Origin of the sequence: Methylobacterium terrae, assembly GCF_003173755.1 — a bacterium.
Classification (GTDB): Bacteria; Pseudomonadota; Alphaproteobacteria; order Rhizobiales; family Beijerinckiaceae; genus Methylobacterium; species Methylobacterium terrae.
Window position 1 is genome coordinate 2,604,979 of the sequence record NZ_CP029553.1, and the last position, 25,586, is coordinate 2,630,564.

At 72.0% G+C, this 25,586-nt stretch carries 19 protein-coding genes and 1 pseudogene; 10 read left to right on the forward strand and 10 right to left on the reverse strand.

What is annotated here, in order from left to right:
• Positions 1–136 precede the first annotated feature (136 nt).
• The 4 genes from DK419_RS11735 (at position 137) to DK419_RS11750 (ending at position 3,402) form a co-directional block, all read left to right on the forward strand.
• Complete coding sequence (locus DK419_RS11735; protein WP_109959237.1) at positions 137–1,726, forward strand: catalase; 1,590 nt, start codon at positions 137–139, stop codon at positions 1,724–1,726.
• Positions 1,727–1,871: 145 nt separating this feature from the next.
• Positions 1,872–2,450: a coiled-coil domain-containing protein gene (locus DK419_RS11740; protein WP_109959238.1), complete on the forward strand. Its 579-nt coding sequence runs from the start codon at positions 1,872–1,874 to the stop codon at positions 2,448–2,450.
• Between the two features lie 38 nt (positions 2,451–2,488).
• Entirely contained in the window at positions 2,489–2,956 is a 468-nt protein-coding gene (locus DK419_RS11745; RefSeq protein ID WP_109959239.1) for a cupin domain-containing protein, read from the forward strand.
• A 41-nt stretch (positions 2,957–2,997) separates the two neighbouring features.
• Positions 2,998–3,402 carry a RidA family protein gene (locus tag DK419_RS11750; RefSeq protein WP_208642306.1) on the forward strand — a complete coding sequence of 135 codons (405 nt, stop codon included), beginning with the start codon at positions 2,998–3,000 and terminating at the stop codon, positions 3,400–3,402.
• 4 nt (positions 3,403–3,406) lie between these two features.
• On the opposite strand, the gene DK419_RS11755 is transcribed toward DK419_RS11750, so the two are convergent.
• From DK419_RS11755 to DK419_RS11785, 7 genes and pseudogenes are all read right to left on the reverse strand, one after another.
• Positions 3,407–4,252, reverse strand: a complete 846-nt coding sequence (locus DK419_RS11755; protein ID WP_109959241.1) for a metallophosphoesterase family protein — start codon at positions 4,250–4,252, stop codon at positions 3,407–3,409.
• The gene (locus DK419_RS11760) at positions 4,249–5,181 is read right to left on the reverse strand and encodes a diacylglycerol/lipid kinase family protein (RefSeq protein ID WP_109959242.1); all 933 of its coding nucleotides are present in this window, start codon (positions 5,179–5,181) and stop codon (positions 4,249–4,251) included. Before DK419_RS11760 ends, DK419_RS11755 begins: the two co-directional genes overlap by 4 nt.
• Before the next feature lie 305 nt (positions 5,182–5,486).
• Positions 5,487–7,687: pseudogene (locus DK419_RS11765) on the reverse strand (3-hydroxyacyl-CoA dehydrogenase NAD-binding domain-containing protein).
• A 22-nt stretch (positions 7,688–7,709) separates the two neighbouring features.
• Entirely contained in the window at positions 7,710–8,222 is a 513-nt protein-coding gene (locus DK419_RS11770) for a DUF2059 domain-containing protein (protein ID WP_109959243.1), read from the reverse strand.
• A gap of 5 nt (positions 8,223–8,227) precedes the next feature.
• Entirely contained in the window at positions 8,228–9,436 is a 1,209-nt protein-coding gene (locus DK419_RS11775; protein ID WP_109959244.1) for an acetyl-CoA C-acetyltransferase, read from the reverse strand.
• A 324-nt stretch (positions 9,437–9,760) separates the two neighbouring features.
• Entirely contained in the window at positions 9,761–11,554 is a 1,794-nt protein-coding gene (locus DK419_RS11780) for an acyl-CoA dehydrogenase C-terminal domain-containing protein (protein WP_109959245.1), read from the reverse strand.
• A gap of 188 nt (positions 11,555–11,742) precedes the next feature.
• Complete coding sequence (locus DK419_RS11785; RefSeq protein ID WP_109959246.1) at positions 11,743–12,204, reverse strand: MerR family transcriptional regulator; 462 nt, start codon at positions 12,202–12,204, stop codon at positions 11,743–11,745.
• A 489-nt stretch (positions 12,205–12,693) separates the two neighbouring features.
• On the opposite strand from DK419_RS11785, the gene DK419_RS11790 reads away from it, so the two are divergent.
• The 4 genes from DK419_RS11790 to DK419_RS11805 all read left to right on the forward strand — a co-directional run bounded on the left by DK419_RS11790 (position 12,694) and on the right by DK419_RS11805 (position 18,708).
• Positions 12,694–16,113 carry a tetratricopeptide repeat protein gene (locus tag DK419_RS11790; RefSeq protein ID WP_109959247.1) on the forward strand — a complete coding sequence of 1,140 codons (3,420 nt, stop codon included), beginning with the start codon at positions 12,694–12,696 and terminating at the stop codon, positions 16,111–16,113.
• A gap of 137 nt (positions 16,114–16,250) precedes the next feature.
• Positions 16,251–17,174 carry a sulfite exporter TauE/SafE family protein gene (locus DK419_RS11795; RefSeq protein WP_109959248.1) on the forward strand — a complete coding sequence of 308 codons (924 nt, stop codon included), beginning with the start codon at positions 16,251–16,253 and terminating at the stop codon, positions 17,172–17,174.
• Positions 17,175–17,575: 401 nt separating this feature from the next.
• Complete coding sequence (locus DK419_RS11800) at positions 17,576–18,271, forward strand: TIGR02186 family protein (protein WP_245442919.1); 696 nt, start codon at positions 17,576–17,578, stop codon at positions 18,269–18,271.
• Positions 18,271–18,708: a DUF3429 domain-containing protein gene (locus DK419_RS11805; protein WP_109959249.1), complete on the forward strand. Its 438-nt coding sequence runs from the start codon at positions 18,271–18,273 to the stop codon at positions 18,706–18,708. The genes DK419_RS11800 and DK419_RS11805 overlap by 1 nt, the downstream gene beginning before the upstream one ends.
• Position 18,709: 1 nt before the next feature.
• Here DK419_RS11805 and pdeM read toward each other — a convergent pair whose 3' ends face one another.
• Positions 18,710–19,423 (reverse strand): ligase-associated DNA damage response endonuclease PdeM, encoded by a 714-nt coding sequence (pdeM, locus tag DK419_RS11810; protein WP_109959250.1) that lies wholly within the window; start codon positions 19,421–19,423, stop codon positions 18,710–18,712.
• Positions 19,424–19,469: 46 nt separating this feature from the next.
• Complete coding sequence (locus DK419_RS11815; protein WP_109959251.1) at positions 19,470–21,992, reverse strand: ligase-associated DNA damage response DEXH box helicase; 2,523 nt, start codon at positions 21,990–21,992, stop codon at positions 19,470–19,472.
• Positions 21,993–22,064: 72 nt separating this feature from the next.
• On the opposite strand from DK419_RS11815, the gene arfB reads away from it, so the two are divergent.
• Together arfB and DK419_RS11825 are read left to right on the forward strand one after the other, a co-directional pair.
• Positions 22,065–22,490, forward strand: coding sequence for an alternative ribosome rescue aminoacyl-tRNA hydrolase ArfB (arfB, locus tag DK419_RS11820; protein WP_109959252.1), 426 nt, complete (start codon positions 22,065–22,067; stop codon positions 22,488–22,490).
• 141 nt (positions 22,491–22,631) lie between these two features.
• On the forward strand, positions 22,632–24,380 hold the full coding sequence (locus tag DK419_RS11825) for a calcineurin-like phosphoesterase C-terminal domain-containing protein (RefSeq protein ID WP_109959253.1): 1,749 nt from the start codon (positions 22,632–22,634) through the stop codon (positions 24,378–24,380).
• Positions 24,381–24,484: 104 nt separating this feature from the next.
• On the opposite strand, the gene DK419_RS11830 is transcribed toward DK419_RS11825, so the two are convergent.
• On the reverse strand, positions 24,485–25,426 hold the full coding sequence (locus DK419_RS11830; protein ID WP_109959254.1) for a chemotaxis protein CheA: 942 nt from the start codon (positions 25,424–25,426) through the stop codon (positions 24,485–24,487).
• Positions 25,427–25,586 lie beyond the last annotated feature (160 nt).

The following is a 25,586-nucleotide window of genomic DNA, read 5'->3' on the forward strand; positions in this document are numbered from 1 at the left end:
TCGGTTCACGCCCCGGTCATAGGTTGGAGCGAGACCAGTTCCAGGGTGTTGCGTCGTGAGCAGGCACCCTATGTGAGCCGTTCCTCGCGCGGGGTCCCCCACCGGCACCCCGCGCCTGCACGCCAGAGGAGATTCCATGAGCGACCAACGCCCGATCCTGACGACCCGCCAGGGCCATCCGGTCCGCGACAATCAGAGCATGCGCACGGTCGGCGAGCGTGGCCCGGCGACCCTCGAGAACTACCAGTTCATCGAGAAGATCACCCATTTCGACCGTGAGCGGATCCCCGAGCGCGTGGTGCATGCCCGCGGCGCCGGCGCCCACGGCTACTTCGAGGCCTACGGCACGATCGGCGACGAGCCGGCCTCCAAGTACACCCGCGCCCGCGTCCTCAACGAGACCGGCGTGAAGACGCCGATGTTCGTGCGGTTCTCGACCGTGGCCGGCGCCAAGGAGAGCCCGGAGACCGCCCGCGACCCGCGCGGCTTCGCGGTGAAGTTCAAGACCGTCGACGGCAACTGGGACCTCGTCGGCAACAACCTGAAGGTCTTCTTCATCCGGGACGCGATCAAGTTCCCGGACATGATCCACGCCTTCAAGCCCGACCCGGTGACCAACCGCCAGGAGGCCTGGCGCTTCTTCGACTTCGTGGCCGCGCACCCCGAGTCGATCCACATGGTCACCCACCTGAAGTCGCCCTGGGGCATTCCGGCCAACTATCGCGAGATGGAGGGCTCGGGCGTCAACACCTACAAGCTGGTCAACGACCAGGGCGTGGCCCACCTCTGCAAGTTCCACTTCATCCCGAAGCAGGGCGTGCGCAACCTGACCTCTGCCCAGGCCGCCGAGATCCAGGGACGTGATGTCGGTCACGCGACCAAGGACCTGTACGACAACATCGCCGCCGGCAACTTCCCCGAGTGGGAGTTCGCGGTGCAGATCATGCCGGACGGCCCGAACGAGCACCTGTCGTTCGATCCGCTCGACGACACCAAGCTCTGGCCCGTGGACCAGTTCCCGCTGCTGCCGTGCGGCCGCATGGTGCTCGACCGGGTGCCGGACAACTTCTTCGCCGACGTCGAGCAGTCGGCCTTCGGCACCGGCGTGCTGGTCGACGGGATCGACTTCTCGGACGACAAGATGCTCCAGGGGCGCACCCTGTCCTACTCGGACACCCAGCGCTACCGCGTCGGCCCGAACTACCTGCAGCTGCCGATCAACGCGCCGGCTCCGGGCGTGAAGACCGCGACCAACCAGCGCGACGGCCAGATGACGTTCTACGTCGACGGCGTCGGCGAGAACAAGCACATCAACTACGAGCCGAGCACCCTGGCCCAGGGCCTGCGCGAGGCCGAGAAGCCCGCGAAGGAGTACCACCAGCCGGTCGAGGGCAAGCTCGGCCGCTACCAGACCAGCCGCACCGAGGACGACTACACCCAGGCCGGCGTGCGCTACCGCTCGTTCGAGGAATGGGAGCGTGAGGACCTGATCGCCAACCTCGTCGCCGACATGAAGGAGTGCCCCGAGGCGATCCAGCTCCGGATGGTCTGGCACTTCTGGCACGCCGACGAGGATTACGGCCGCCGCGTCGCGGAAGGCGCGGGCATCGACCTCGAGAAGGCCAAGGCCCTGCCGCCGCTGCCGGGCCGCGCCGCTCCGGGCCAGCGCCTGAAGGCCGAGACCTACACGGACGGCTCGCACGCCCACAAGGTCGCGGCCGAGTAAGGCTTGAGGCTTCAAGGGTTTGAGTGAGTGACGAGCCCCGCCCGGAGCGATCCGGGCGGGGCTTTTTACGCTGGGGAAGGATGGCGATGCGAAGGTCGAGGTGCTACCTTCGATCGTGGCACTGTCGCGTGCCCGGATGCCCCGCATGACCGCCGTCGCCTTCGACACCCTGAAGCTCGCCCGCACCCTGCGGGACAAGGCGAAGCTGTCGCCGGATCAGGCGGAGGGTTTCGCCGAGGCGATTTCCGATGCGGTACAGGGCGATCTCGCGACCAAGGCCGACGTGAAGGCGTCGGAGGCGGTTCTGCGGGGTGAGGTCAAGATGGCCGAGACCAACCTGCGCGCCGAGATCAAGGAAGTCGAGACCGGCCTGCGCACGGAAATCAAGGAAGTCGAGACAAACCTGCGCGCTGAGATCAGGGAAGTCGAGACCAACCTGCGGGGTGAAATCAAAGAGGTCGAGACCAGCCTGCGGGGCGAGATCAAAGAAGTCGAGACCAGCCTGCGGGGCGAGATCAAGGAAGTCGAGACCAACCTGCGCGCCGAGATCAAGGTCGTGGCCAGCGACATCCGAACGATGGATGCGACGCTTCGATCCGAGATCAAATCACAAGTCGCCGAAGCGAAAACCGACGTCGTCAAATGGGTCGTCGGTGCGGTCGGCTTGCAGACCGTCGCCATCATCGGCGCGATGATCACCCTGGTCCGCATCCTCAAGCCCTGAACCGGCGTTGTCCTAGGCACCCTCCCGAGGAGCCTGCGATGGACACCACCCCCGAACCCGGCACCGGCGTCACGATCGGCGGGATGCAGGTGCGCTATCTCGCCCGCAGCGACGCCACCGGCGATGCGATCGGCATCTACGCCGTCACCCTCGCGGCGTGCGCGCCCGGCGCCGGCCTGCACCGCCATGCCCGGCTCACCGAGGCGTTCGAGGTCCATGAGGGCGCCCTGACCCTGCGGTTGAACGATCGCGACGTGACGGCGGGCCCGGGCGACTTCGTGCTGGTGCGCCCCGGCGAGGCGCACGCCTTCGCCAATCGCGGCGTCCGGCCGGTGCGCTTCACCCTGACCTTCACGCCGGCGCTCCATCGCGAGGGCTTCTTCGAGGGGCTGGCGGCCCTCGCCGCGGAGGACCGGCTGCGGGACGAGGGCGCGATGCGGGCCCTGATGGCGGCCTACGACCAGGAGCCGCTCGCGGGATTCGCGGGCTGGAGCGAGGTCGGCTGAACCGCCATGCTCTTCCACGACGAATCGGGAGGGCAGGGACGATGACGACAGGGGGCGTGCGGCGGCGGATCGACGGCGGATCGAGCTTCGAGCGCGACTACGGCTATTCCCGCGCGGTGGTGCAGGGCGGCTTCGTGTTCGTGGCCGGCACCACCGGCTACGACTATGCCGCGATGACGATGCCCGAGGAGGCGGACGCCCAGGCGGAGGCCTGCTGGCGCACCATCGCGGGCGTGCTGGACCAGGCCGGTTCGTCGCTGGAGCAGGTGGTGCGGGCGACCTACTCCATCACCGATCGCGCCGATGCCGAGGCGGTGCTGACGGTCTGCGGCCGGGTGCTGCGGGAGATCCGCCCGGCCGCGACGCTGGTGGTGGTCGCCGGCCTGCTGCGGCCGGAGATGAAGGTGGAGATCGAGGTGACGGCGGCGCTGTCGCCGTCCGCCTGATCCCCTATTCGGGCGCCGCGCACCGCGCCGCGCCCGACTCCGCCGCGTCGCACCAGTCCGTGCCGGTCCACAGCCGCACCTGCACGGTGGCGACGCCGTCCGCGACCGTGATCCGGTTGTAGGCGTTGGGCTCGTTGCCGCGCAGGCGGGTCGAGGTGGCGGAGCCGGCCTGGACCGCGAGCAGGCGCCGGCCGGTGGCCTTCGCCTCCGGCCGGTCGATCTCGGCCTTGTGGCCGTCCGGCGTCGGCTCGGCGAAGCGGGCGTAGCCGCGGTGGAGGTGGCCGGCGAGCGTCAGGCCGACGCCGTGGCGCTGGAAGGCGTCGAGCGCCTCGTCGGCCCGGCCGACCAGGCGCGCCTCCTCGTCCCAGGGCGGCGGCATGAACGGGTGGTGGCCGACGACGATCCGGAACAGCCCGGGCGGCAGGGCGTCGAGCTTCGCCTCCGTGCGCTTGATCTGCCCGTGGGTGATCTTGCCCTGCGACCAGTCGGTCTCCGGCGCCCAGGTGCGCACCGTGTTGAGGCAGATGACCGCGATCTCCTCGTCTTGGAAGGCCGGCTCGGTCTCGGGCGCGACGTAGCGGCGGTAGCGCCGGAACGGATGGAAGAAGCGCTGCCAGAGCCGGAACGGCGAGATGTCGTGGTTGCCCGGCACGGCGATCCAGGGATGCGGCAGCCGGTCGAGGAAGGCCTTCGCCTCCAGCCATTCGCGGGTGCGGGCGCGCATCGTGAAGTCGCCCGAGATGATGATCAGGTCCGGGTGGTCGCGGTTCAGCTCCGCCACCAGGCCTTCCACGACCGCCGGGTCGGTGCGGCCGAAATGCAGGTCGGAGATGTGAGCGATGCGCCTCATCTCCCGGCCTCCGCCGGCACGAGGACCCGGAGGGCGGCGGGGCGGATGCGATAGCGCAGGGGTGGGGCGATCAGCACGACCTCTCCGTCATTCATCACCCGCAGCGCGCGTGCGCGGGCATCGAGGGTCAGCGCGCCCGCCTCGTGCCGCTCCAGGTCCGGCAGGCGGCGCCACTCGCCGACCGCGAAGCCGAGCCCGAGCCGCACGAGACGCGCCGCCGACAGGGTCTCGACGAGGTAGAGCGTCAGGTGCCCGCCGTCGACGCCCGCCCGCGACAGAACCTGGCCCAACCCTTCCCGATAGTCACCGCAGACGACCGCCAGCGTCCGGAATCGGATTCGCCGAACCGTGCCCCCGAGGGTGAGCACGGCCCGCTCCCGCCGGTAGCGGCCGAGATGGCGCATGAGACCCACGGCCATGCGCAGGAGGTCGCCGACGCCCATCCGGCCGCGCCGCGCCTCGCGGTGGCGCGCCAGCCGGGCCGGCATGCCGAGCACCGAGTTGATGAGGAAGACCTGGCCGTTGACCTCGCCGGCATCGATCGCCCGGATCCTGCCCGTCGCCAGCACGGCGATCGCCCCGTCGAGGTCGAGCGGGATCCCGAGATCCCTGGCGAGCAGGTTCATCGTGCCGAGCGGCAGGATGCCGAGGGGCACGTCCTGGCCTGTAAGGCCTTGCGCCGCGCAGGCCAGCGTCCCGTCGCCGCCGGCGACCGCCACGGCGTCGATGTCGGGGATCGCGGCCGCGGCCGCGAGCCGGTCGGGGAGGGGCGCGTCGGGACGGGGCTCCGGCACGACGACGAGGCCCGCCCCCGTCACGCGCTCCCGCAGGGCCTCCGGCGTCAGGCCGCCATCGACGAGCGAGCCCGCCGCGACGTTCGCCACCAGCACGATCCGGCGGGCCGGTGCTTCACTGTTCTGATCCGTCACGTGGTCGTCCCGGGCGGCACAGGCGCCGCCCGGGGACGATGCCGGTCCGGCATCTCAGGACGATGGCAGGACCCGATGATCTCGCGCCAGATCATGTCTCCTGCCCGATTCATCCCACCCTTGACCTCATCCCGAGGTGTCGGTCGATCATCGATCGACGGACCTCGAAGGAGGGCTCCAGGAGCCAGGGTGTTCCCTGGAGCCCTCCGTCGGGGCTGCCGCGAGCGGCAGCACCTCGGGATGAGGTCGTGAAGGGGACGGAGATCAGGCCATCGGGTCGGCTGGCCCCTCACGCCGCCCACCCATCAGGCGGCCTTCCTGGCCGCGTCGCCGTAGAAGGTCCCGCCCTTCTCCGCCATGGCGACGAGCGTCGCCGGTGGGGAGAAGCGAGCGCCGTGCTTCGCTTCCAGCGTGCGGCACAGCTCGACGAACCGCGCCGCCCCCATGAAGTCGATGTAGGACAGGGCGCCCCGGTGAACGGCGCGAAGCCGAAGCCGAGGATCGAGCCGACATCGGCCTCGCGCGGGTCGGTGACCACGCCCTCGCCGACGGTGCGGGCCGCCTCGAGCGCCTGGGTGACGAGGAGGCGCTGCTTCAGCTCCGGGAAGTCGACGGCGTCCGGATCGAGCTTCGTCTCCTGGAGGTCGCGCAGCCCCGGCCACAGCTTCTTCGAGCCCTGCTCGGGATAGTCGTAGAAGCCCTTGCGGTTCTTGCGCCCGAGCCGGCCCTCGCCCTCGACGAGAGCGGTGAGCACCTTCTCCTGGACCGGGTTCACCGCCGCCTCGCCGACCTGGGCCTTGGTCGCCTTGACGATCTTGAGGGCGAGGTCGACGCCGACCTCGTCGTTGAGAGAGAGCGGCCCCACCGGCATGCCGGCCTGGCGACCGGCATTCTCGATCATCGCGGCGGGCACGCCCTCGCCCAGCATCAGGTGGCCTTCCAGGATGTAGGCGCCGACGCAGCGGTTGGCGAAGAAGCCGCGGGCGTCGTTGACGACGATCGGGGTCTTCTTGATCGCCCGGACGTAGTCGAGGGCCACCGCCAGCGCCCGCTCGCCGGTCGCCTTGCCCATGATGATCTCGACCAGCATCATCTTCTCGACCGGCGAGAAGAAGTGGATGCCGATGAACTGCTCGGGGCGCGAGGAGGCCTTGGCGAGCCCGCTGATCGGCAGGGTCGAGGTGTTGGAGGCGAAGATCGCGTCCGGCCCGATCACCGCCTCGACCTTGGCGATCACCTCGGCCTTGACCTTCGGATCCTCGAACACCGCCTCGACCACGAGGTCGCAGCCCGCGAGAGCGCCGTAATCACCGGTCGCGGTGATGCGCGAGAGGAGCGCGTCGCGGTCGGTGGTCTTGGCGCGGCCCTTCATGATCTGGTCGGAGACGAGCTTGTGGGCGTAGGCCTTGCCCTTCTCGGCCGCTTCCGCGGATTGATCGACCAGCACGACGTCCAAGCCCGCATTGGCCGAGACGTAGGCGATGCCCGCGCCCATGAAGCCGGCACCGACGACCCCGACCGTCTTCAACTGGACCGCGCCGACGCCCTTGGGCCGGCGGGCGCCCTTGTTGAGCTCGCCCATCGACAGGAACAGGGTGCGGATCATCGCCGCCGCTTCCGGCGAGCGCAGGACCTTGGCGAAGTACCGGCTCTCGACCTTGAGCGCCAGGTCCATCGGCAGCTGCAGGCCCTCGTAGACGGCGTGCAGGATCGCCTTGGCGGCCGGATAGTTGTCGTGGGTCTCGCGGCGATAGATGGCGTTGGCCGGGGGCCAGGTCATCATGCCGGCGGGCGAGTAGACCTTGCCCGACGGCGCCTTGAACTTCGGCTGGTCCCAGGGCGCGACGGCCGATCCGCCGGCCTTGATCCACTCGGCAGCCTTCGCAACGATGTCGGCGCGAGGCGCGACGGCGTGGACGAGGCCCATGTTGCGGGCCATCAGCGGGCGGATCTGCTCGCCCTTGAACAGCATCTGCAGGGCGTCGCCGGTCTGCATCAGGCGGGCGACGCGCTGGGTGCCGCCGGCGCCCGGAAACAGCCCGACCTTGATCTCGGGCAGGCCGACCCGGGTCTTGTCGTCGTCCGACAGCACCCGGTGGTGGCAGGCCAGCGCCAGCTCGAAGGCGCCGCCGAGGCAGGTGCCGTGCACGGCCGCCGCGAACGGCTTCCCGCAGGTCTCGAGCTTGCGGTAGAGCAGGGTGAGCCGGCGCGATTCCTCGAAGAAGAAGGTCATCGCCTCCTCCTCGCCGCGCTCGCCGGCAAGGCGCGCGTATTCGGCGCCGAGCCCCTGCAGCATCGTCAGGTCGGCGCCGCCCGAGAAGGTGTCCTTGCCCGACGTGATCACGCAGCCCTTGACGGCAGCATCCGCCACCACGGCGTCGATGATCTGGTTCAATTCGTCCATCACCTCCGGGGTGACGACGTTCATCGAGCGGCCGGGCATGTCCCAGGTGGCGAGCGCCACGCCGTCGGCATCGGTCTCGAAGCGGAAATTCGTGAGGTTCATGGCGAAGGCCTCGTGAGATCGATTACGGCTTGGCCGGGGCGGGCACCGGGGCGGGCGCGGGAATTGGCGCCGGGGCGCCCTGCGGCGGCGTCTGGCCGTTGCCCTGCTGCGACAGGGCCGCCAGCGAGAGCAGGTTCATCATCTTGGTCACCGCGTCCTTGGTGATCGCGGTGACCATCGAGGTCGGGTCGGCGTTGAGCGCCTGGAACTTCTGGTAGACCGGGTCGTCGTAGATCCCAGCCAGCCGCTTCAGCTCGCCTGAATCGAACTTCTGAGCGTATTCCTTCGATAGCCCGTCGACGAGGGTGTCGCGCTCCTGCGCGAAGGTCTTCTCGAGTTCGGGCCGCAGCTTGGCCGATTGCTCGGCGCTCATCGAGGCGAGGGTCTTCTCCTCGGCCTGCCTGAACGCCTGGGTGAGGTTGCGGGCGACCGTCTTGTTGACGATGTCGCGGGCGAGCGCGACCCGCTCGTCGTCGGCCCGGGCCGGGCCTGCGAAGGCGAGGCCGAGCGCCAGGAGGGAAAAGGCGAGACGCATCGTCCTCACACCCGCTCGATGATGGTGGCGGTGCCCATGCCGGCGCCGATGCAGAGGGTGACGAGCGCCGTCTGCTTGCCGGTGCGCTCCAGCTCGTCGAGCACGGTGCCGAGGATCATCGCTCCCGTCGCGCCGAGCGGGTGGCCGAGCGCGATGGCGCCGCCATTGACGTTGACCTTGGCGGGATCCACGTCGAAGGCCTGGAGGAAACGCAGCACCACCGCCGCGAAGGCCTCGTTGACCTCGAACAGGTCGATGTCACCGATGCTCATCCCGGCGCGCGCCAGCACCTTGCGGGTCACGTCGACCGGGCCGGTCAGCATCAGGGCCGGGTCCGAGCCGATATTGGCGAAGGCCCGGATGCGGGCGCGGGCTTTGAGGCCCGCCGCCGCACCGGCCTCCTTCGAGCCGATCAGCACCGCCGCGGCGCCGTCGACGATGCCCGACGAGTTGCCGGCATGGTGGACGTGCTCGACCGCCTCGACGTCCGGATGCGCGTCGACCGCCACCGCGTCGAACCCGCCCATCTGGCCCATCTGGACGAAGGAGGCTTTCAGGCCGGCGAGCGACTGCATGTCGGTGCTCGGGCGCATATGCTCGTCATGGGCGAGCAGCGTCAGGCCGTTGACGTCGCGCACCGGCACGACCGACTTCTTGAAGCGGCCGTCCTCCCAGGAGCGGGCGGCGCGCTTCTGCGATTCGACGGCATAAGCGTCGCACTCGTCGCGGGTGAAGCCGTACTTGGTGGCGATCAGGTCGGCCGAGACGCCCTGGGGCATGAAGTACGACTTGATGGCGATGGCCGGATCGACCGGCCAGGCGCCGCCCGACGCCCCGATGCCGATGCGGCTCATGGATTCGACGCCGCCGCCGACCGCCATGTCGTGCTGGCCGCTCATCACCTGGGCGGCGGCGAAGTTCACCGCGTCGAGGCCCGAGGCGCAGAACCGGTTGATCTGCACGCCCGGCACGTGGATGCCGTAATCGGCCACCAAAGCCGCGGCCCGGGCGATGTCGCCGCCGGCCTCGCCGACCGGATCGACGCAGCCGAGGACCACGTCGTCGACGCGGCCAGTGTCGAGGGCGTTGCGGTCCTTGAGGGCGCGGAGCGCCGTCTCGGCGAGGCGGAGCGCCGTCACCTCGTGCAGCGAGCCGTCGGGCTTGCCGCGGCCGCGGGGCGTGCGGACGTGATCGTAGATGTAGGCGTCGGGCATGGGGCGTCTTCCCGGATGTGTCGTGCGGCGGCCCGAGGGGAGGGCGCCGGGGGCAAGCGATAATCCTTGATACGGCTTCCGCAGGATCTCCCTGAGGAAGCTGAAGCGCGTCTCCCCTCTCCCGTTTGGGAGCGGGGTCGGGGGTGAGGGTGGCTCGGCTTCCGCAATGACCCTGAAGCGTCGAGCTGCGCAGCTACGACGTTCGGCGATTAATTCTGAACCCGAGCCACCCTCACCCCTACCCCTCTCCCCCTCGGGAGAGGGGATCCCGCGCTTCACAAGTGTCGGTGTCGTGGAGGCGGGCCCCGCGGATACGGGTGGAGCCTAGAACAGCTCCGCCGGCACCGCCATGACGGCGTCGGAGCCGGCCGAGATGCGGATGAGCCGCGTGCCGGTCTCCGGCAGCACGCGCTCGACGTAGAACCGGCCGGTGGCGAGCCGGGCGTCGAGGCGCTCGGCGATGCCCTCGCCGGAGCGCTTCTTCTCGGCCGTCGCCTTGGCGATCCGACCCCACATGTAGCCGAGGGCGACGAGGCCCATCAGGTGCATGTAGTCGGTCGCCGCGGCGCCCGCGTTGTCGGGCTTCGCCATGGCGTTCTGCATCAGCCACATCGTCGCCTGCTGCAGGTGGCCGAGGCTCTTCGTCAGGGGGGCGCAGAAGACCTTGAGGGTCTCGTCCTCGGCGTTCTCCTTGCAGAAGCCCTCGACCTCGGCAAGGAAGCGCATCATCGCCCGGCCGCCGTCGCGCGGCAATTTCCGGCCGACGAGGTCCATCGCCTGGATGCCGTTGGCGCCCTCGTAGATCTGGGCGATGCGGGCGTCGCGCACGAATTGCGACATCCCCCATTCCTCGATGTAGCCGTGGCCGCCGAACATCTGCTGGGCGTCGACCGCGTTGGCGAATCCCCGGTCGGTCAGCACGCCCTTCACCACCGGGGTGAGCAGGCCCATGTGGTCCTCCGCCGCCTGGCGGGCGGCCGGGTCTTCGGAGCCGTGGGCGATGTCGGCCTGGAGCGCGGTCCAGATCACGAGCGCCCGGGCCGCCTCGTTGAAGGCGCGGATGGTCATCAGGGTCCGGCGCACGTCCGGGTGGACGATGATCGGGTCGGCGGGCTTGTCGGGCGAAGCGGCGCCGGTGAGCGCCCGGCCCTGGAGCCGGTCGCGGGCGTAAGACACGGCGTTCTGGTAGGCGACCTCGGACTGGCCGAGTCCCTGGATGCCGACGGCGAGGCGGGCCTCGTTCATCATCACGAACATCGCGTTGAGGCCGCGATTGGCCTCCCCGACGAGCCAGCCGGTGGCGCCGTCGTAGTTCATCACGCAGGTCGCGTTGCCGTGGATGCCCATCTTGTGCTCGATGGCGCCGCACGACACGCCGTTGCGAGCACCGATCGTGCCGTCGGGCCCGACCAGGAACTTCGGCACCACGAAGAGCGAGATGCCCTTGGTGCCGGCCGGCGCGCCCTCGATCCGGGCGATCACCAGGTGGACGATGTTCTCCGACAGGTCGTGCTCGCCCGCCGAGATGAAGATCTTGGTGCCGGTAAGCGCGTAGGAGCCGTCGCCGTTCGGGACCGCCTTGGTCTTCAGGAGGCCGAGATCCGTGCCGCAATGCGGCTCGGTCAGGTTCATCGTGCCGGTCCAGGTGCCGTCGACCATCTTCGGCAGGTAGGTCCGCTTCTGCTCCTCGGAGCCGTGGACCAGGAGGGCCGCCATCGCGCCCTGGGTCAGGCCCGGATACATGCCGAGCGCCAGGTTGGCGCTGGAGGTGAATTCCTGCATCACGCTGTTGAGGGTGTGGGGCAGACCCTGGCCGCCATACTCGGCCGGCATCGACAGGCCCATCCAGCCGCCGCCGGCATAGGCGTCGTACCCGGCCTTGAAGCCCTTCGGCGTCGTCACGCTGCCGTCGGGGTGGCGGGTGCAGCCCTCCGCGTCGCCGACGCGGTTGAGGGGCGCCAGCACCTCCTCGCAGAGCTTCGCGCCCTCGGCGATCACCGCCTCGATCACGTCGGGCGTCGCCTCGGCGAAGCCGGGCAGGTTGCTGTAGCGCGCGATCCCGAACACGTCGTTGAGGAGGAACATCACGTCCTCCACCGGCGCCTTGTAGCTCGGCATGTTTCCCCCGCTCCCACGCTTCGTCCGCGGCGATTCCCGCGGCGAGATAGTTCATATGTAAACTATCTGGGTGTGGGACGGCAAGGGGCAGCCGGCGCGGTCCCGGATCTCACGCGCGACAAGGTTGACGATCACGTCCGGGCGGCGCCCGCCCCCGCAGGGCGCCGCCTGGAAACTCTCGATGCGCCTCAGGCGCTGGCGACGGTCTTGCCGTAGCCCCGGAGCGCCTCGAGCGCCCGCTCGATCTCCGCCTTCTGGTTCTCCAGATGGGTGATCTGCTCGGCGACCTGGGCCGGGGACAGGGACAGCGTCGCGCCGGTGCCGGCGTCGGCGAGCTCGTCGCCGTCGACCATCGCGGCGATCTCGCGCAGGGTGAAGCCGAGCTCCTTGCCGCGCAGGATGGTGGCGAGGCGCGAGCGGTCTTCCTCGGTGTAGAGCCGAGTGGTGCCGCGGCGCTGCGGGTGCAGCAGCCCCTTCGCCTCGTAGAAGCGCAACGCCCGCAGTGTCACGCCGAACTCCTCGGCGAGGTCGCCGATGGTGAGCGTCGCCGGCGCCGTCGAACGGCCGGCCGGACGTCCCGTGCGCGAAGCGGACCCACCGGGCCGGGCGGATGCCCCCCTGGTGCTCTCGGTCTGCCGATCATAAGCCATGCCGTTCCCCCGTGAGACACGCATCACTGCTCATTCCAGCGCGCCCCGGGACGCCCTGTGGCACAAACAAGCTCAAATGACCTACCTAAGGGAAAGGTAACGTCAACTTGAGCGTGTGTTACTTACGGTAAAAATCATTGTCGGTCAATCGCTTACAACGGAAATCACATTACCGTTACAAGTCCGGAGCGCAGCGAAACCAGTGGAAAATGCCAGCGTTCGATTTCGAAACTCGCTCATAGGTTGTGAGCACAAATTGTCCATTATTGGGTTGCGTGCGCAACGATCGCGTGCGGACCGCACCACCCGGGCGAGGGTTCGACGGCGGCTTAACCGCTTGTTTACCGTGCCGATCGAAAGTGCCCGGAGGAACCTTTCAGGCTGCGGCCACTGACCGGATCTTCACGATCGAGCAGGGCGCGGGGTTTCCGTCGGCTTCCCGCCGGCGCCTATCCGCGAGATCCTCAGGCCCCTTGCGCAGAGCCCGCTATGAGACGGACCGCTCCTACACTCGATGCCTTCGATCCGGAGCTGCGCGACGCTGCCCGCGAGGCCGCGCGCCGCGCCGGATTGTCGGTGGACGAGTGGCTCGCCGAGGCGATCAGCGAAGGGTCGGCCCGTGCCGGGGTACGCCAGCAATCCCGCCGCGTCGCCGGCGCACGCCGGGCCCGGCAGGACGGGTACCCGGCACCGACGTTCCAGAAATCCGAGCCCGCCGAGGACAGGCGCCCCGACCGGGGGTGGCAGCCCGAGCCGCCCCGGGGGACGCGTCCGCGCCCGAATCGTCCGACCACCGCCCCCGCTCCGGCTCCGATTGCTCCGGCCTCGCCGAAGCCCGATCCGGCCGGCGATGCGCGGCTGATCGAGGCCGTGGCGGCCATCGGGCGACGCCTCGACGCGATCGACCGCCGCATCGCCGAGACCCGCGAGGCCACCGACGACGTCGTCGCCAAGGCGGTGAAGGGCATCGAGACCCGCCTCGCCGAGGCCGCCCCCCGCGAGCCGTCCCGCGCCGGCCGGAGACCCCGCCAGGCGGCCGACAGCCTCGCCGCCGCGGTGGCGGAGATCCGCCAGCGCCAGCAGCAGCTCGACGACGGCGGGCCCGAGGAGGAGACGGATCTCCTGGTCGACGGCCTGCGGCGCGACCTCGCCCGGGTGATGGAGACGACCGAGGCCGCCGCCGACGCGCTGTCGCCGGCCATCGCGGGGCTGCAGGCCGAGACCTCGCGCCTGCGCGAATCGATCGGCACGCTCGCGACGAGCGGCGACCTCGTGACCCTCGAACAGGCGGTCCGCACCCTCGCCGACGAGGTGCAGCGGGCCCGCGACCCGGCCGACCTCGTCGCGGTCGCCGGGCCGATCGACCTGATGCGGGTCCAGGTCGGGCGGCTCGCCGACGACGTCGCGGCCAACGTGCATGCCCGGGTCGCCCAGGACGTCGAGCGCCTCGCCCGACAGGTCGACGGCGCCCTCGACGGGGCGCTGCGCGCCGACCCGGCCGGGCTCGCCGATCGCGACGCGGTCGCCAAGCTGTTCTCCGAACTCGAGGACATCCGCAGCCAGGTCGCGGCGCTCGCCGAGCCGGCAAGGGTGCAGAACCTGGCCCGGTCGGTCGACGAGCTCACCGAGACCGTGACCCGGCTCGGGAGCGGGATGCTCGACAGCCCCGCCCTGATGGAGGAGCTGCGGCCGCTCCTCGAGGAGATCCGCCAGGGCGTGCGGTTGCCGTCGGCCGACGCGCCGACGCTGGTCCAGGGCATCGCCGACCTCGACCGCAAGCTCGACGACCTGCGGGCCGAGCGGCGCGAGCGCCCGGACGCGGCCGGCGACATCCTCGGGCGCATCGACGCCCTCTCGGCCAAGGTCGACCAGGTCGCGGCGGTGAACACCGTCGGCGACGTGATGGAGCGGCTGGAGCAGATCGGCGAGGCCCTGCGCCAGCCCGCCCTGCCGAGCAGCGACCTCGCCTCGATCCACGGCATGCTGCGCAACCTCGCCGACAAGCTCGACCGGGTCGGGCAGGGGGCGGGCGGCGAGACCCTCGACGGCCTCGAGCGTCAGGTCCTGGCGCTGGCGAGCCGCATCGACACCCGCGGCAGCGACCCCGCGCTGGCCGGCCTTGAGCGCACCATGGGCGACCTCCTGGCCCAGGTCGCGCTGCTGCGCGACGAGGCGCCGATCCAGGCCGCGGCGGAGCGCGCCGCCCGCACGGTCGCCGACTCGATCGGCGCCGAGCGCCAGGGCGCGGCCGCGGCCGCCGGCATGGACGGCGTGCAGGCGGTCCTGGCCGAGATGCGCGCGCATCAGGCCGCCGCCGACAAGCGCCTCCAGGCCACAATGGAGGGCGTGCATTCCGCCCTCGAGCAGCTGGTCTCCCGGCTGACCCACCTCGACGGCGACCGCCGCGAGACCCCGCCGGCCCTCGCCGCGACCCCGCCCCGCGCCGCCCGGAACCTGCGCGACACGTTGCGCGAGACGACCGCCGCGACGCCGGAGCGCCCGGCCCGCCGGCCGGAGGCCCCGCGGGCGGAGGGAGGCCGGTTCGGCTCCCCGAGCCCGGCCGACGAGATGATCGAGCCCGGCGCGCTCCGTCCGCGCCAAATGCCGGGAGGGACCATGCCGGCAGGGGCCGTGCCGGGCGAGACCGTGCCGGCCCCCGAGATGCCCGCCGGCGACATCAAGGCGAGCTTCATCGCGGCGGCCCGCCGCGCCGCGCAGGCCGCGGCGGCCGAGGCCGCCGGTGCCGGCCAGGCGCCGCAGGCGGCGGACCGAGCCGGCGAGCCCCGGGGCAGCCTGGTCGAGCGCCTGCGGGCGACGATCGAGCGCCGGCGCCGGCCCCTGCTCCTCGGCCTCGCGGCGATCGTGCTGGCGCTCGGGACGCTGCAGGCCCTGCAAGGGTCCGGCGCGCGGATCGCCGCCCCGACGATCTCCCGCGAGGCGACCGCGCCCGTCGATCCCGCCACGACCCAGGCCATCGCCGCTCTCCCGACCCCCAAGGGCGCGCCGCCGGCCGCGGCCCCCATCGAGGCCGGCAAGCCCGAAACCAACAAATTTGAAACCGTCAAGCCGGAGGCCGCCCTTCCGAAGGCACCCGAGGCCGCCGGCGAGCGTGCGCCGGAGGCGGCAAAGCCTGCCCTGGCGGCCAAGCCCGCGACCCCGCGGGTCACCGACATGGCGTCGCTCGGCAGCGAGCTCGCCGGTCTGCCGGCCGGGGCCTCCTCCCTGCGCCAGGCCGCGCTCGAGGGCGACGGCGCCGCGGTCTACGAACTCGCCAGCCGCGCCGTCGACGGACGCGGCCTCCCCCGGGACGCCGCGCTCGCCGCCAAGCTGTTCGACCGGCTGGCCGGCGCCGGCTACGCCCCGGCGCAGTACCGTCTCGGCAGCCAGTACGAGAAGGGCCTCGGCCTCGTCCGCGACCAGGACAAGGCGCGGCTGTGGTACGGGCGCGCGGCGATGCAGGGCCACGTCCGGGCGATGCACAACCTCGCGGTGATGCTGGCCGAATCCGGTGCCGCCGGCGGCAAGCCCGACTACACCTCCGCGGCGAACTGGTTCCGCAAGGCCGCCGAGTACGGCGTGCGCGACAGCCAGTACAACCTCGCGGTGCTGCAAGCACGCGGGCTCGGCATCGGTCAGGATCTGGTCCAGGCCTATGGCTGGTTCGCGGCCGCCGCCGCGCAGGGCGACGACGATGCCGGCCGCAAGCGCGACGAGGTCGCCGGGAAGCTGGCGCCGAAGGACCTCGCGGCGGCCCGCGCCGCGGCCGAGGCCTGGAAGGCGAGGACGCCCGACCCGGCGGTGAACGACCCGCCGCCCGCCCGTACCGAGACCGCGGCGACTCCGGGCGCGATGTCGCTGATCGGCGCGCCGCCGCCCCTCGCCGTCGGACGCGGCACCGGCAAGGTGTAGGCCGCAGGCACGAAACGGGTTCGGCGGGCGCGGGTCGAGAGATCCGCGCCCGCCGACCTTCGGCGCGGCCCGGTTTCCCCTCGAGGCGAAAACATGGTCTAGATCGCGGTCGCGTGCCGCACCGGACCGTCCCGTCGTTGCAGATCTACCTTCCCATCGCCGAGATGCCCGTCAGCGTCCTGCTCCTCGTCGGGCTCGGCGCCGCGGTCGGCTTCATCTCGGGGCTGTTCGGCATCGGCGGCGGCTTCCTGATGACGCCGATCCTGATCGTGATGGGGATCCCGCCGGCGATCGCGGTCGCGACCCAGACCGCCCCGATCGTCGCCTCCTCGACCACCAGCGTGCTGGCGGCCCTGCGCCGCAACGCCCTCGACCTGCGGCTCGGGCTCGTCCTGGTCCTCGGCGGCTTCGCCGGCACCAGCCTCGGCGTCTGGTTCTTCGCCGCGATGCGGCGGGCCGGCCAGCTCGACCTCGTCATCACCATCGCCTACGTGACGCTGTTCACGGTGGTCGGCGGGCTGATGCTGGCCGAGAGCGTGCGCGGGTTCTGGGCGCGCCACCGCGGCCGGCCCCGCCCGGCGCGGCTCGGCGGCGACCACGCCGCCTACCTGGCCTGGCCGCTGCGGATGCGGTTTCCCCGCTCGCGGCTCTACGCCAGCGTGATCCCGATCCTGGCGCTGGCACTGTTCGTGGGCTTCGCCGGCGCGGTCCTGGGCATCGGCGGCGGCTTCATCCTGGTGCCGGCCCTCCTCTACCTGATGCGGGTGCCGACGGGCGTGGTGGTGGGCACCTCGCAGTTCCAGATCCTCTGCACCAGCTTCGTCGCCCTGGTGCTGCACGCGGTGCAGAACCAGGCGGTCGACGTCGTGCTGGCGGTGATCCTGATCGTCGGCGGGGTGTTCGGGGCACAGTTCGGGGCACGGGCCGGGCGCAACCTGCGCTCGGAGTACTTCCGGTTCCTCCTCGCGATCCTCGTCCTGGCGGTGGGCCTGCGCTTCGCGCTCGAACTGGCGCTTCGTCCCGAGGAGCCGTTCTCGATCGTGGTCCAGGAGGCGCGCTGATGCGCGCCCTCGTTGCTCTCATGATGAAAGGCGCAGGTTTCCCCTCTCCCCGACAGATCCCGGGCCTGCCCGGGATCTGCAAGCGACGGACGAAGGCGGGCAAGCCCGACTTCCCGCGGGGAGAGGACTTCATCGACCTTGTCGTCGATGGAGTGAGCGGAGGCGAAAGCCGAAGCGAGGGTGAGGGGGTATCGCCGGATGAGCCTCGCTCGTCGACACCCCCTCACCCTCGCTCCGGCTGCGCCTGCGCTCGTCGCTTGCACGACGAGGTGCAAGCGACCCTCTCCCCGCCCGCGGGGAGAGGGGGAAGCCCAAGCCCAATTCGTTCATGGGGGGCTGCTTTCGCGGCACTGCTCGCCTCGGTTCCCATCGCCATCGGCCCGGCGCGGGCGGAGACCCTGGTGGTGAGCCTGTCGTTCAACCGGCTCGCCGTGACCTCGACCTATACCGGCACCTCGGTCGCGGTGTTCGGCGCCGTCGAGCGCGACGGGCAGGCGGCGGCGCGCTCCGGCGGCTACGACGTGGTGGTGACGATCCGCGGGCCGCGCCAGGCGCTGACGGTGCGCGAGAAGGAGGCCCTGGGACCGGTCTGGGTCAATCGGGCCCAGCAGAAATTCGCCGAGGTGCCGAGCTTCCTGGCGGTCCTGTCCTCGCGGCCGCTCGCCGCCATCGCCGACGAGGCGACGCGACGGCGCCTGCGCCTGGGTCTCCAGGCCATCGTCGCGGCGCCCGACCTGACCCTGACGGCCCCGACCCCGGACGATCCCTTTCGCGAGGCCCTCCTGCGCCTGCGCCGGGGCCAGCGCCTGTTCGCCGAGAGCGAGGCGGGGGTGCGGTTCCTGTCGCCCTCGGTGTTCCGCACCACCGCGCCGCTGCCGGCGACCGCGCCGGTCGGCGCCTACGACGTCGAGGTTGTGCTGCTCGCCGGCGGGGTGCCGCTCGCGCGCCACGAGGGGCGGTTCGACCTCGTCAAGTCGGGCGTCGAGCAGGGGATCGCGACCTTCGCCCGCGACTGGTCGCCGGCCTACGGGCTTGCCGTCGGCGCGCTCGCGCTCATCTCCGGCTGGCTCGCCAGCGTGATCTTCCGGAGAGATTGATGCCCCGTAACCCGCCCCTCGCCGCCCTGATCCTCGGTGCGGCGGGCCTGATCCCGTTCCCGGGCTTGAGCGCTCTCGTGATCCTGGGCCAGTCCCTCTTCGGCGTCGCGCCGCGCCCGCTCCTCGCGGCCTACGGCGCCGTGATCGCCTCGTTCCTCGGCGGCCTGCGCTGGGGCGCCGCCGCCGCCTCGCCGGAGGGGCGGGGCGCCGACTACGCCGTCTCGGTCGTGCCCTCGCTCATCGCCTGGGCGGCCCTGTTCGCGCCCGGCCCCTGGGACCTGCGCGCGCTCGGCGCCCTGGTGCTCGCCTGGGGCCTCGTCGACCAGGACCTGCCGCGGCGCGGGCTGGTGCCGGCGTGGCTCGGGCGGCTGCGGCTGGCCCTGTCGGGGGTGGCCGGGCTGGCGCTGCTGGCGGCGGGCTTCCTCGGCGCCGCCTGACTCACTCCCGCGTCAGCATCGTCCGGCTGATCGCGAAGACCCGCCCGTCGCCGATCAGGTGCGCGGTGAATCCGGCGGGGAAGAGGTCGTCGAAGACCTTGTCCCGGACGTTGAGCCCGCCCGTCAGCGATCCGAAGGCCGGCATCACCAGGCGCCGCGCGTCGAGGACGAAGCAGCGCCGGCGCACGGCGCGGCCGCGCATCGCCACCTTGCCGACCGGGTGGAAGTGGCCGGCGACCTCGCCGGGCTCCGGGTTCGCGGCCGGCTCGTGCCGGAGCGTCAGGCCGCCGATCGTCAGGGTGTCGGCGAAGCGGCCGCCGATCCCGTCCTGCACCGCCCGGTCGTGGTTGCCGGAGATCCACACCCAGTCGCGGCCCTCCTGGAGGGCGGCGATCAGCGCGCGGTCGGCGACGTCGAGGCGGGCCGGCCCCTGCGCGTCGTGGAAGGAATCCCCCAGGGCGACCACGCGGGCCGGGTCGAGGCGGGCCACCGCCTCGTGCAGGGTCGCCAGGGTCTCGCGGGTGTCGTAGGGCGGCAGGAACTGGCCCGAGCGGACGGCGTAGGCCGATCCCTTCTCGAGGTGCAGGTCGGAGACCACGAGCGTGCGGTGCTCCGGCAGCCACAGGGCGCCGCTGAGATCGAGGGCGAGGGTCTCTCCGGCGAGCGTCACGCCGGGGGTCTTGTGGGTCTTCTCGAGCTTGAGCGGCAGCGCCACGGTGTCATCGTCCTTCTCGGAGCGGGGCGCCCTCCGGTCTGTCCCATCATGCCAGCGCCTCGTCGAGCAGCGCCGCCTCGGCCTCGGCCAGGATCTCGTCCGCCCCTTCGCCGTAGACGCGCTCGCGCCCGATCTCGAGCATCACGTTCACGGAGAGCGGCGACACCCGGTCGAGGGCCTTGTGGATGATTCGCCCCTGGATGCGCGCAAGCATCATACCGAGGCGGGCCACGTCGAGGAGTCCGGTTGCCGCATCCTGCCGCGCCGCCCGCAGCAGCAGGTGGCCGGGCTGGTGCTTGCGCAGCACGTCGTAGATCAGGTCGGTCGAGATCGTGACCTGGCGCCCGGTCTTGCGCAGGCCCGGATGACGGCGCTCGATCAGCCCGGCGATCACCGCGCATTGCCGGAAGGTGCGCTTCATCATCGCCGATTCGTCGAGCCACTCCTCGAGGTCGTCGCCGAGCATGTCCTCGGCGAACAGGCGATCGAGGAAGCCGGGCTCGCGGGCGATGCGCTCCGACAGGTCGCGGGTGCAGAAGACCGCGAGGCCGTAATCGTTGGCGGCGAACCCGAGCGGCCGCATCCCGGCCCGTTCCAGCCGCCGCGTCAGCAGCATGCCGAGCGTCTGGTGGGCGAGACGCCCCTCGAACGGGAAGCAGGCGAGGTAGTAGCGGTTCGCCCGCGGAAAGGTCTCGACCAGGAGGTCGCGCGGGCCCGGCAGCACCGAGCGGCGGCGCTGCTGCACCAGGTAGTCGGCCACCTGCGCCGGCAGCCGGTCCCACTCGAACGGATCGGCGATCAGCGCCCGCACCCGGGCGGCGAGGAACGTCGAGAGCGGGAATTTCGAGCCGGCATAGCTCGGGATCGCCGGGTCGGTGCCGGGCGGCCCGCGGGTCACCAGGGCCTCGTCCTCGTGCAGGCCCTCGAAGCGCAGGATCTCGCCGGCGAACAGGAAGGTGTCGCCGACCGTCAGCGTCTCGGCGAAATCCTCCTCGATCTCGCCGAGCACGCGCCCGCCCGCCGGCAGCACCGAGCCGGGCTTCGCCCGGTTGCGTCGGGCGAGCCGCACCTTGACGGTGGTCGATTCGATGATCGTGCCGACATTCATCCGGTACTGCTGCGCGGTCCGCGCGTCGCGCACCCGCCACAGCCCGTCCGGCCCGCGCAGGATCTTGGCGAAGCGCTCGTAGGCGCCAAGCGCGTAGCCGCCGGTGGCGACGTAGTCGAGGACGAGCAGGAAGTCGTCGCGGGTCAGGTCCGCGTAAGGGGAGGCGGCCCGCACCTCGTCGTAGAGCGCGTCCTCGCCGAACGGCCCGGCGCACGCCATGCCGAGCACGTGCTGGGCCAGCACGTCGAGGGCGCCGATGCGGGGATCGGGCGTGTCCTGCGCCGCCTCCTCGACGGCGTCGAGGGCGGCGCGGCATTCGAGCATCTCGAAGCGGTTGGCCGGCACCAGGTAGGCCTTCGAGGGCTCGTCCATCCGGTGGTTGGCCCGCCCGATCCGCTGCATGATCCGGCTCGCGCCCTTCGGCGCACCGATGTTGATCACGAGGTCGACGTCGCCCCAGTCGATGCCGAGGTCGAGGGTCGCGGTGCAGACCACGGCGCGCAAGACGCCCGCCGCCATCGCGGCCTCGACACGGCGGCGCTGCGTGGCGTCGAGGGAGCCGTGATGGAGGGCGATCGGCAGGCCGTCGTCGTTGAGGTTCCAGAGTTCCTGGAAGGTGTATTCGGCCTGGAGCCGCGTGTTGACGAAGACCAGCACCAGCTTGTGCCGGCGGATCAGGTCGTAGACCGCCGGCATCGACTGCCAGGCGGTGTGCCCGGCGAGCGGCAGGGTGCGGCCGGTCTCGAGCATGTGCAGGTCGGCGCGCGCCCCGCCCGCCACGGTGATGAGGTCGGCCATCGCCGCGTCGGGATGCTGCGGCACCAGGTAGCGCCGGAGCGCGTCGGGCTCGCGCACCGTCGCCGACAGGCCGGTCGTCGCGAGGCCCGGGGCCAGCCGGTGGAGCCGCGCGAGGCCGAGGCTCAAGAGGTCGCCGCGCTTCGAGGTGACGAGGGCGTGCAATTCGTCGAGCACCACCCGCTTGAGGCCGCGGAAGAGCTCCGCCGCCTCGCGGTGGGCCACCAGCAGGGCGAGCTGCTCGGGCGTGGTCAGCAGGATGTGGGGCGGGCGCGCGACCTGGCGGCTGCGCTTGTGCGACGGCGTGTCGCCGGTGCGGGTCTCGATCCGGACCTTCGCGTCGAGGCCGATCCCCGCGACCGGCGCCTCGAGGTTGCGGGCGATGTCGACCGCGAGCGCCTTGAGCGGCGAGATGTAGAGGGTGTGTAGCCCTCCCTTGCCGTCGCCCTCCGCCAGCTCCACCAGGGTGGGGAGGAAGCCCGCCAGCGTCTTGCCGGCCCCGGTCGGCGCGACGAGCAGGGCCGAGCGCCCGGCCCGCGCCGCCGCCAGCAGGGCGAGCTGGTGCGGCCGCGGCGTCCAGCCGCGCTCCGCGAACCAGGCCGCGAAGGCGGCGGGAAGGGCGGGGGATGCGGGGACGGGCGGCGGGGGGGAGCGTTTCTTCGGCACGCCCTCCGATGTAGCGCGCGCAAACGTTTCGTGGGATGGCGGCGGTCGCGAACTGTTCTCGGGAGCGCCGTCGTGGGTCTCGCATGCACGCCCTGGATCACCCTCGACGAGTCCGAGCTCGACGAGAGCTTCGTGCGCGCCTCGGGGCCTGGCGGCCAGAACGTCAACAAGGTCTCGTCCGCGGTGCAGCTGCGCTTCGACGTCCGCCGCTCGCCCTCGCTGCCGAACGCGGTGGCGATCCGCCTGATGAAGCTCGCCGGACGGCGGCTCACGGCGGACGGCGTGCTGGTGATCACCGCCCAGACCCACCGCACCCAAGAGCGCAACAGGGCGGAGGCGCGCGAGCGCCTGGCCGACCTCGTGCGCGAGGCCGCCGTGCCCCCGACCCCGCGCCGCCCGACCCGCCCGACGCTCGCCTCGAAGAAGAGGCGGCTCGAGGACAAGGGACGGCGCGGCGACGTCAAGAAGCTCCGGGGCGGCAAGCCGGGGATGGAGTGACGATCGGTTCGATCGGCCACGGGAAACGACGATGGCGGGTGTCGGGACTGTCGCCGACCTGCCCCTGTCGGCGACGGCCCTGCGTCACCGAACGGTCGCGATGCCGTGATTCGCTGCCCGTTCGACGACGGAGACCGGGCGATGACCGAGCGGACGACCTTGACGCGGCGCGACACGGTGGCGGGCGCGGCCGCCCTGGCGCTCGCCCCCCTGGGACATGATCTGGCGGCCCGGGCGCAGGGCGGCAGCGCTCCCGCGCAGGCCACCGGCCAGGCAATCGGCATCGTCTACGAAGATCGCGGGGCCAAGGGCCGGCGCGGGCCCGGCGATCCGGGCCTTCCCGACGTGCTGGTCTCGAACGGCCGCGAGGTGGTCCGCACCGACGCCGAGGGACGCTACGCCCTGCCGGTCGGGGACGAGGCGGCGCTCTTCGTCGTCAAGCCCAGCGGCTTTGCCCTGCCGCCCGGGCCCGACGGCCTGCCGCGCTTCTCCTACCTGCACCAGCCCGCCGGCACGCCTCCGGACCTGGCCTTGCGCTATCCCGGCATCGCGCCGACCGGGCCGCTGCCGGCCTCCGTCGATTTCGGCCTGGTGCGCAGCCCGGAGAGCGGCGACTTCGACGTCGTGCTGTTCACCGATCCGCAGCCGGAGAGCCACGCCGAGCTGACCTTCGTGCGCGACACCGCGGTCGCCCGGCTGCTCGGCACCAGGGGCGAATTCGCCAAGGCCGCGTTCGGCATGACGACCGGCGACGTGCTGTTCGACGACCTGTCGCTCTATCCGCGCCAGAACCGGATCATGGCGCAGATCGGCGTGCCGTGGTTCCACATCGGCGGCAACCACGACCTCAACTTCGAGGCGCCGGACGCGCGCCACGCCCGCGAGACCTTCAAGCGCACCTTCGGGGCGCCGTACTACGCGCTGGAACACGGCGGCGTGCTGTTCGTGATGCTCGACAACGTCCACTACCTCGGCGCCGCCACCGCGACGGCGGGGCGGGGCGGGCGCTACGAGGGCCGGATCGGCGAGCGCCAGCTCGCCTTCGTCGAGAACCTGCTGCGGCAGGTTCCGGCCGACCGCCTGGTGGTGGTGGCGATGCACATCCCCCTCGTCACCGATCTCGGCCCCGACGACCCCGGCATCAGCACCGCCGACCGGGCGCAGCTCCTGGCGCTGCTCGCCGGGCGTCCGTCGCTCAGCGTGTCGGGCCACACCCACACCACCGAGCACCATTATCTCGGGCCGGACGGCCGACCCGGAGCGACGGGCGAGGACGCCCACCACCATCACATCCTCACCGCCGTCTCGGGCTCGTGGTGGAGCGGGCCGCCGGACCGGCGCGGCATCGCCACCGCCGACAGCCGCGACGGGACGCCGCACGGCTTCCACGTGCTGAGCGTCGCCGGCGGGCGGCGGTACACCACCCGCTACGTCCCGGCGAGCGACGATGCGGGCCGCCAGATGCGGATCGTGCTGGAGAGCCAGTTCCACTCGGCCGACCTCGCGCGCCTGCCCGACACCCGGCTCTACGAGCTGCTCGGGTCGACGATCCCGGCCGAGAGCGCCGGTGCGACCAACGTGGTGGTCAACCTGTTCGACGGCGGACCGCGCAGCCGGGTGTCGTTCCGGATCGGCGACCGCCCGCCCGTGCCGATGGCGCGGGTGCGCCGGCCGGACCCGTTCGTCGTCGCGCTCTACGCCCGCAACGCCGCGACCCGGAAATCCTGGGTCAAGGCGGAGCCGTGCTCGCACCTCTGGGTCGCGCGCCTTCCGCGGGACCTGCAGGCCGGCACCCACCGCCTCACCGTCGAGGCTACGGACGAGTACGGCCGGCCGCACCGCGACGGGCTGGTGCTCGAGCTCGTGGACGGGGCGGCCCGCGCCGGGTAGCGCTCAGCCCGTGCAGAGGGGCGTCAGGGACCTCTGCTCGGCCTCATCGCGAAATCTCGCCGCCGAACCGGCGTCCACGTCGTGAACGGCCGGTGCGACGATGCTCAGAGCCGGCTCGGGAACGAGATCACCGCGTCGACCGTGTCCTTGATCGCGCGCCCGGCCGGGGCGAGATCCGGCATCGGCACGCCGAGGAAGCGGGTCGGCTCCTCCGGCGGCGCGGACGGCGCCGGGGCGGCCTGCGCGGCGGCGGTCCGCTGGTGCGCGTCGCGCCGGGGCGCCGGCTTCTCCGCCACCTTCTCGACCGGACGCTTCTCGGGCGCGGCCCTCTCGCCCTTGACCTCGCGCACCGGCGCCGGCTTCTGCGCCTTGTCCACCGCCGCCGTCTCGCGCGGTGCGGCGGGCTTCGCCTGAGCGGTCTTCTCGGGAGCGGGCTTGGCCTCCACCGCCCGGACCGGCGGCAGCGGCGCCGCCTCGGGCAGACGGGGACGCGCCGTCACGGCGGCCTCGCGGGGCGGGCTCGCCGGGCGGGGCGTCGCGGCGACCGGGCGCGGGGGCTCCGCGGCCTTCGGCAGGGCGGAGGGCATGGGCTGGAACGGGGCGGCGGTCCCGGTCGCGGCGACCTCGGAGGCGGGCGTCCAGGCGCTCGGCGGGACGGCGGGCTTCGGATCGAGCAGGGCGGCCGGCCGCGCCGCGGGCGGGACCGCGGCGGCCGCCTGCACCGGCACGGGATCCGGGATGGGCATCGAGGCGGGCGGGATCGCCACCTGCCGCACGGCCGGGGCGGGCGTCGTGCGCAGGGCCGGAACCCCGTCCTTGATCTCGGGCATGTCGGCGACGCGGCCGAAATGCACCTCGGTCGGCCGCGGCCGCAGCATGTCGCTGAGCGTCGGATAGGCCGCTGCCGCGAGGCCGGCGCAGCCGCCGATGCCGACCACGGCCAGGGCCGCCAGCACCGCCGGACGGCCGAGGCGCGCGCCGGCGCGCTCGAGCGGGTCCTTGCGCGGCTGGCGCACCTCGGACGGATCGATCTCCACTGGCATCATGGCGCGGGCTCTCCGGTTACCTGCCCTCAACCATGAAGAGAACCGCCGAATCAGGCGTGAAGATGTCGGGGAAAAACGCAAGCCTGTGGATAACGGGCCGACGACCGGCCCGAGGGGGAGCACGATTGACTCGCCGCGGGGAGGCGGCGCTTGTACCCCG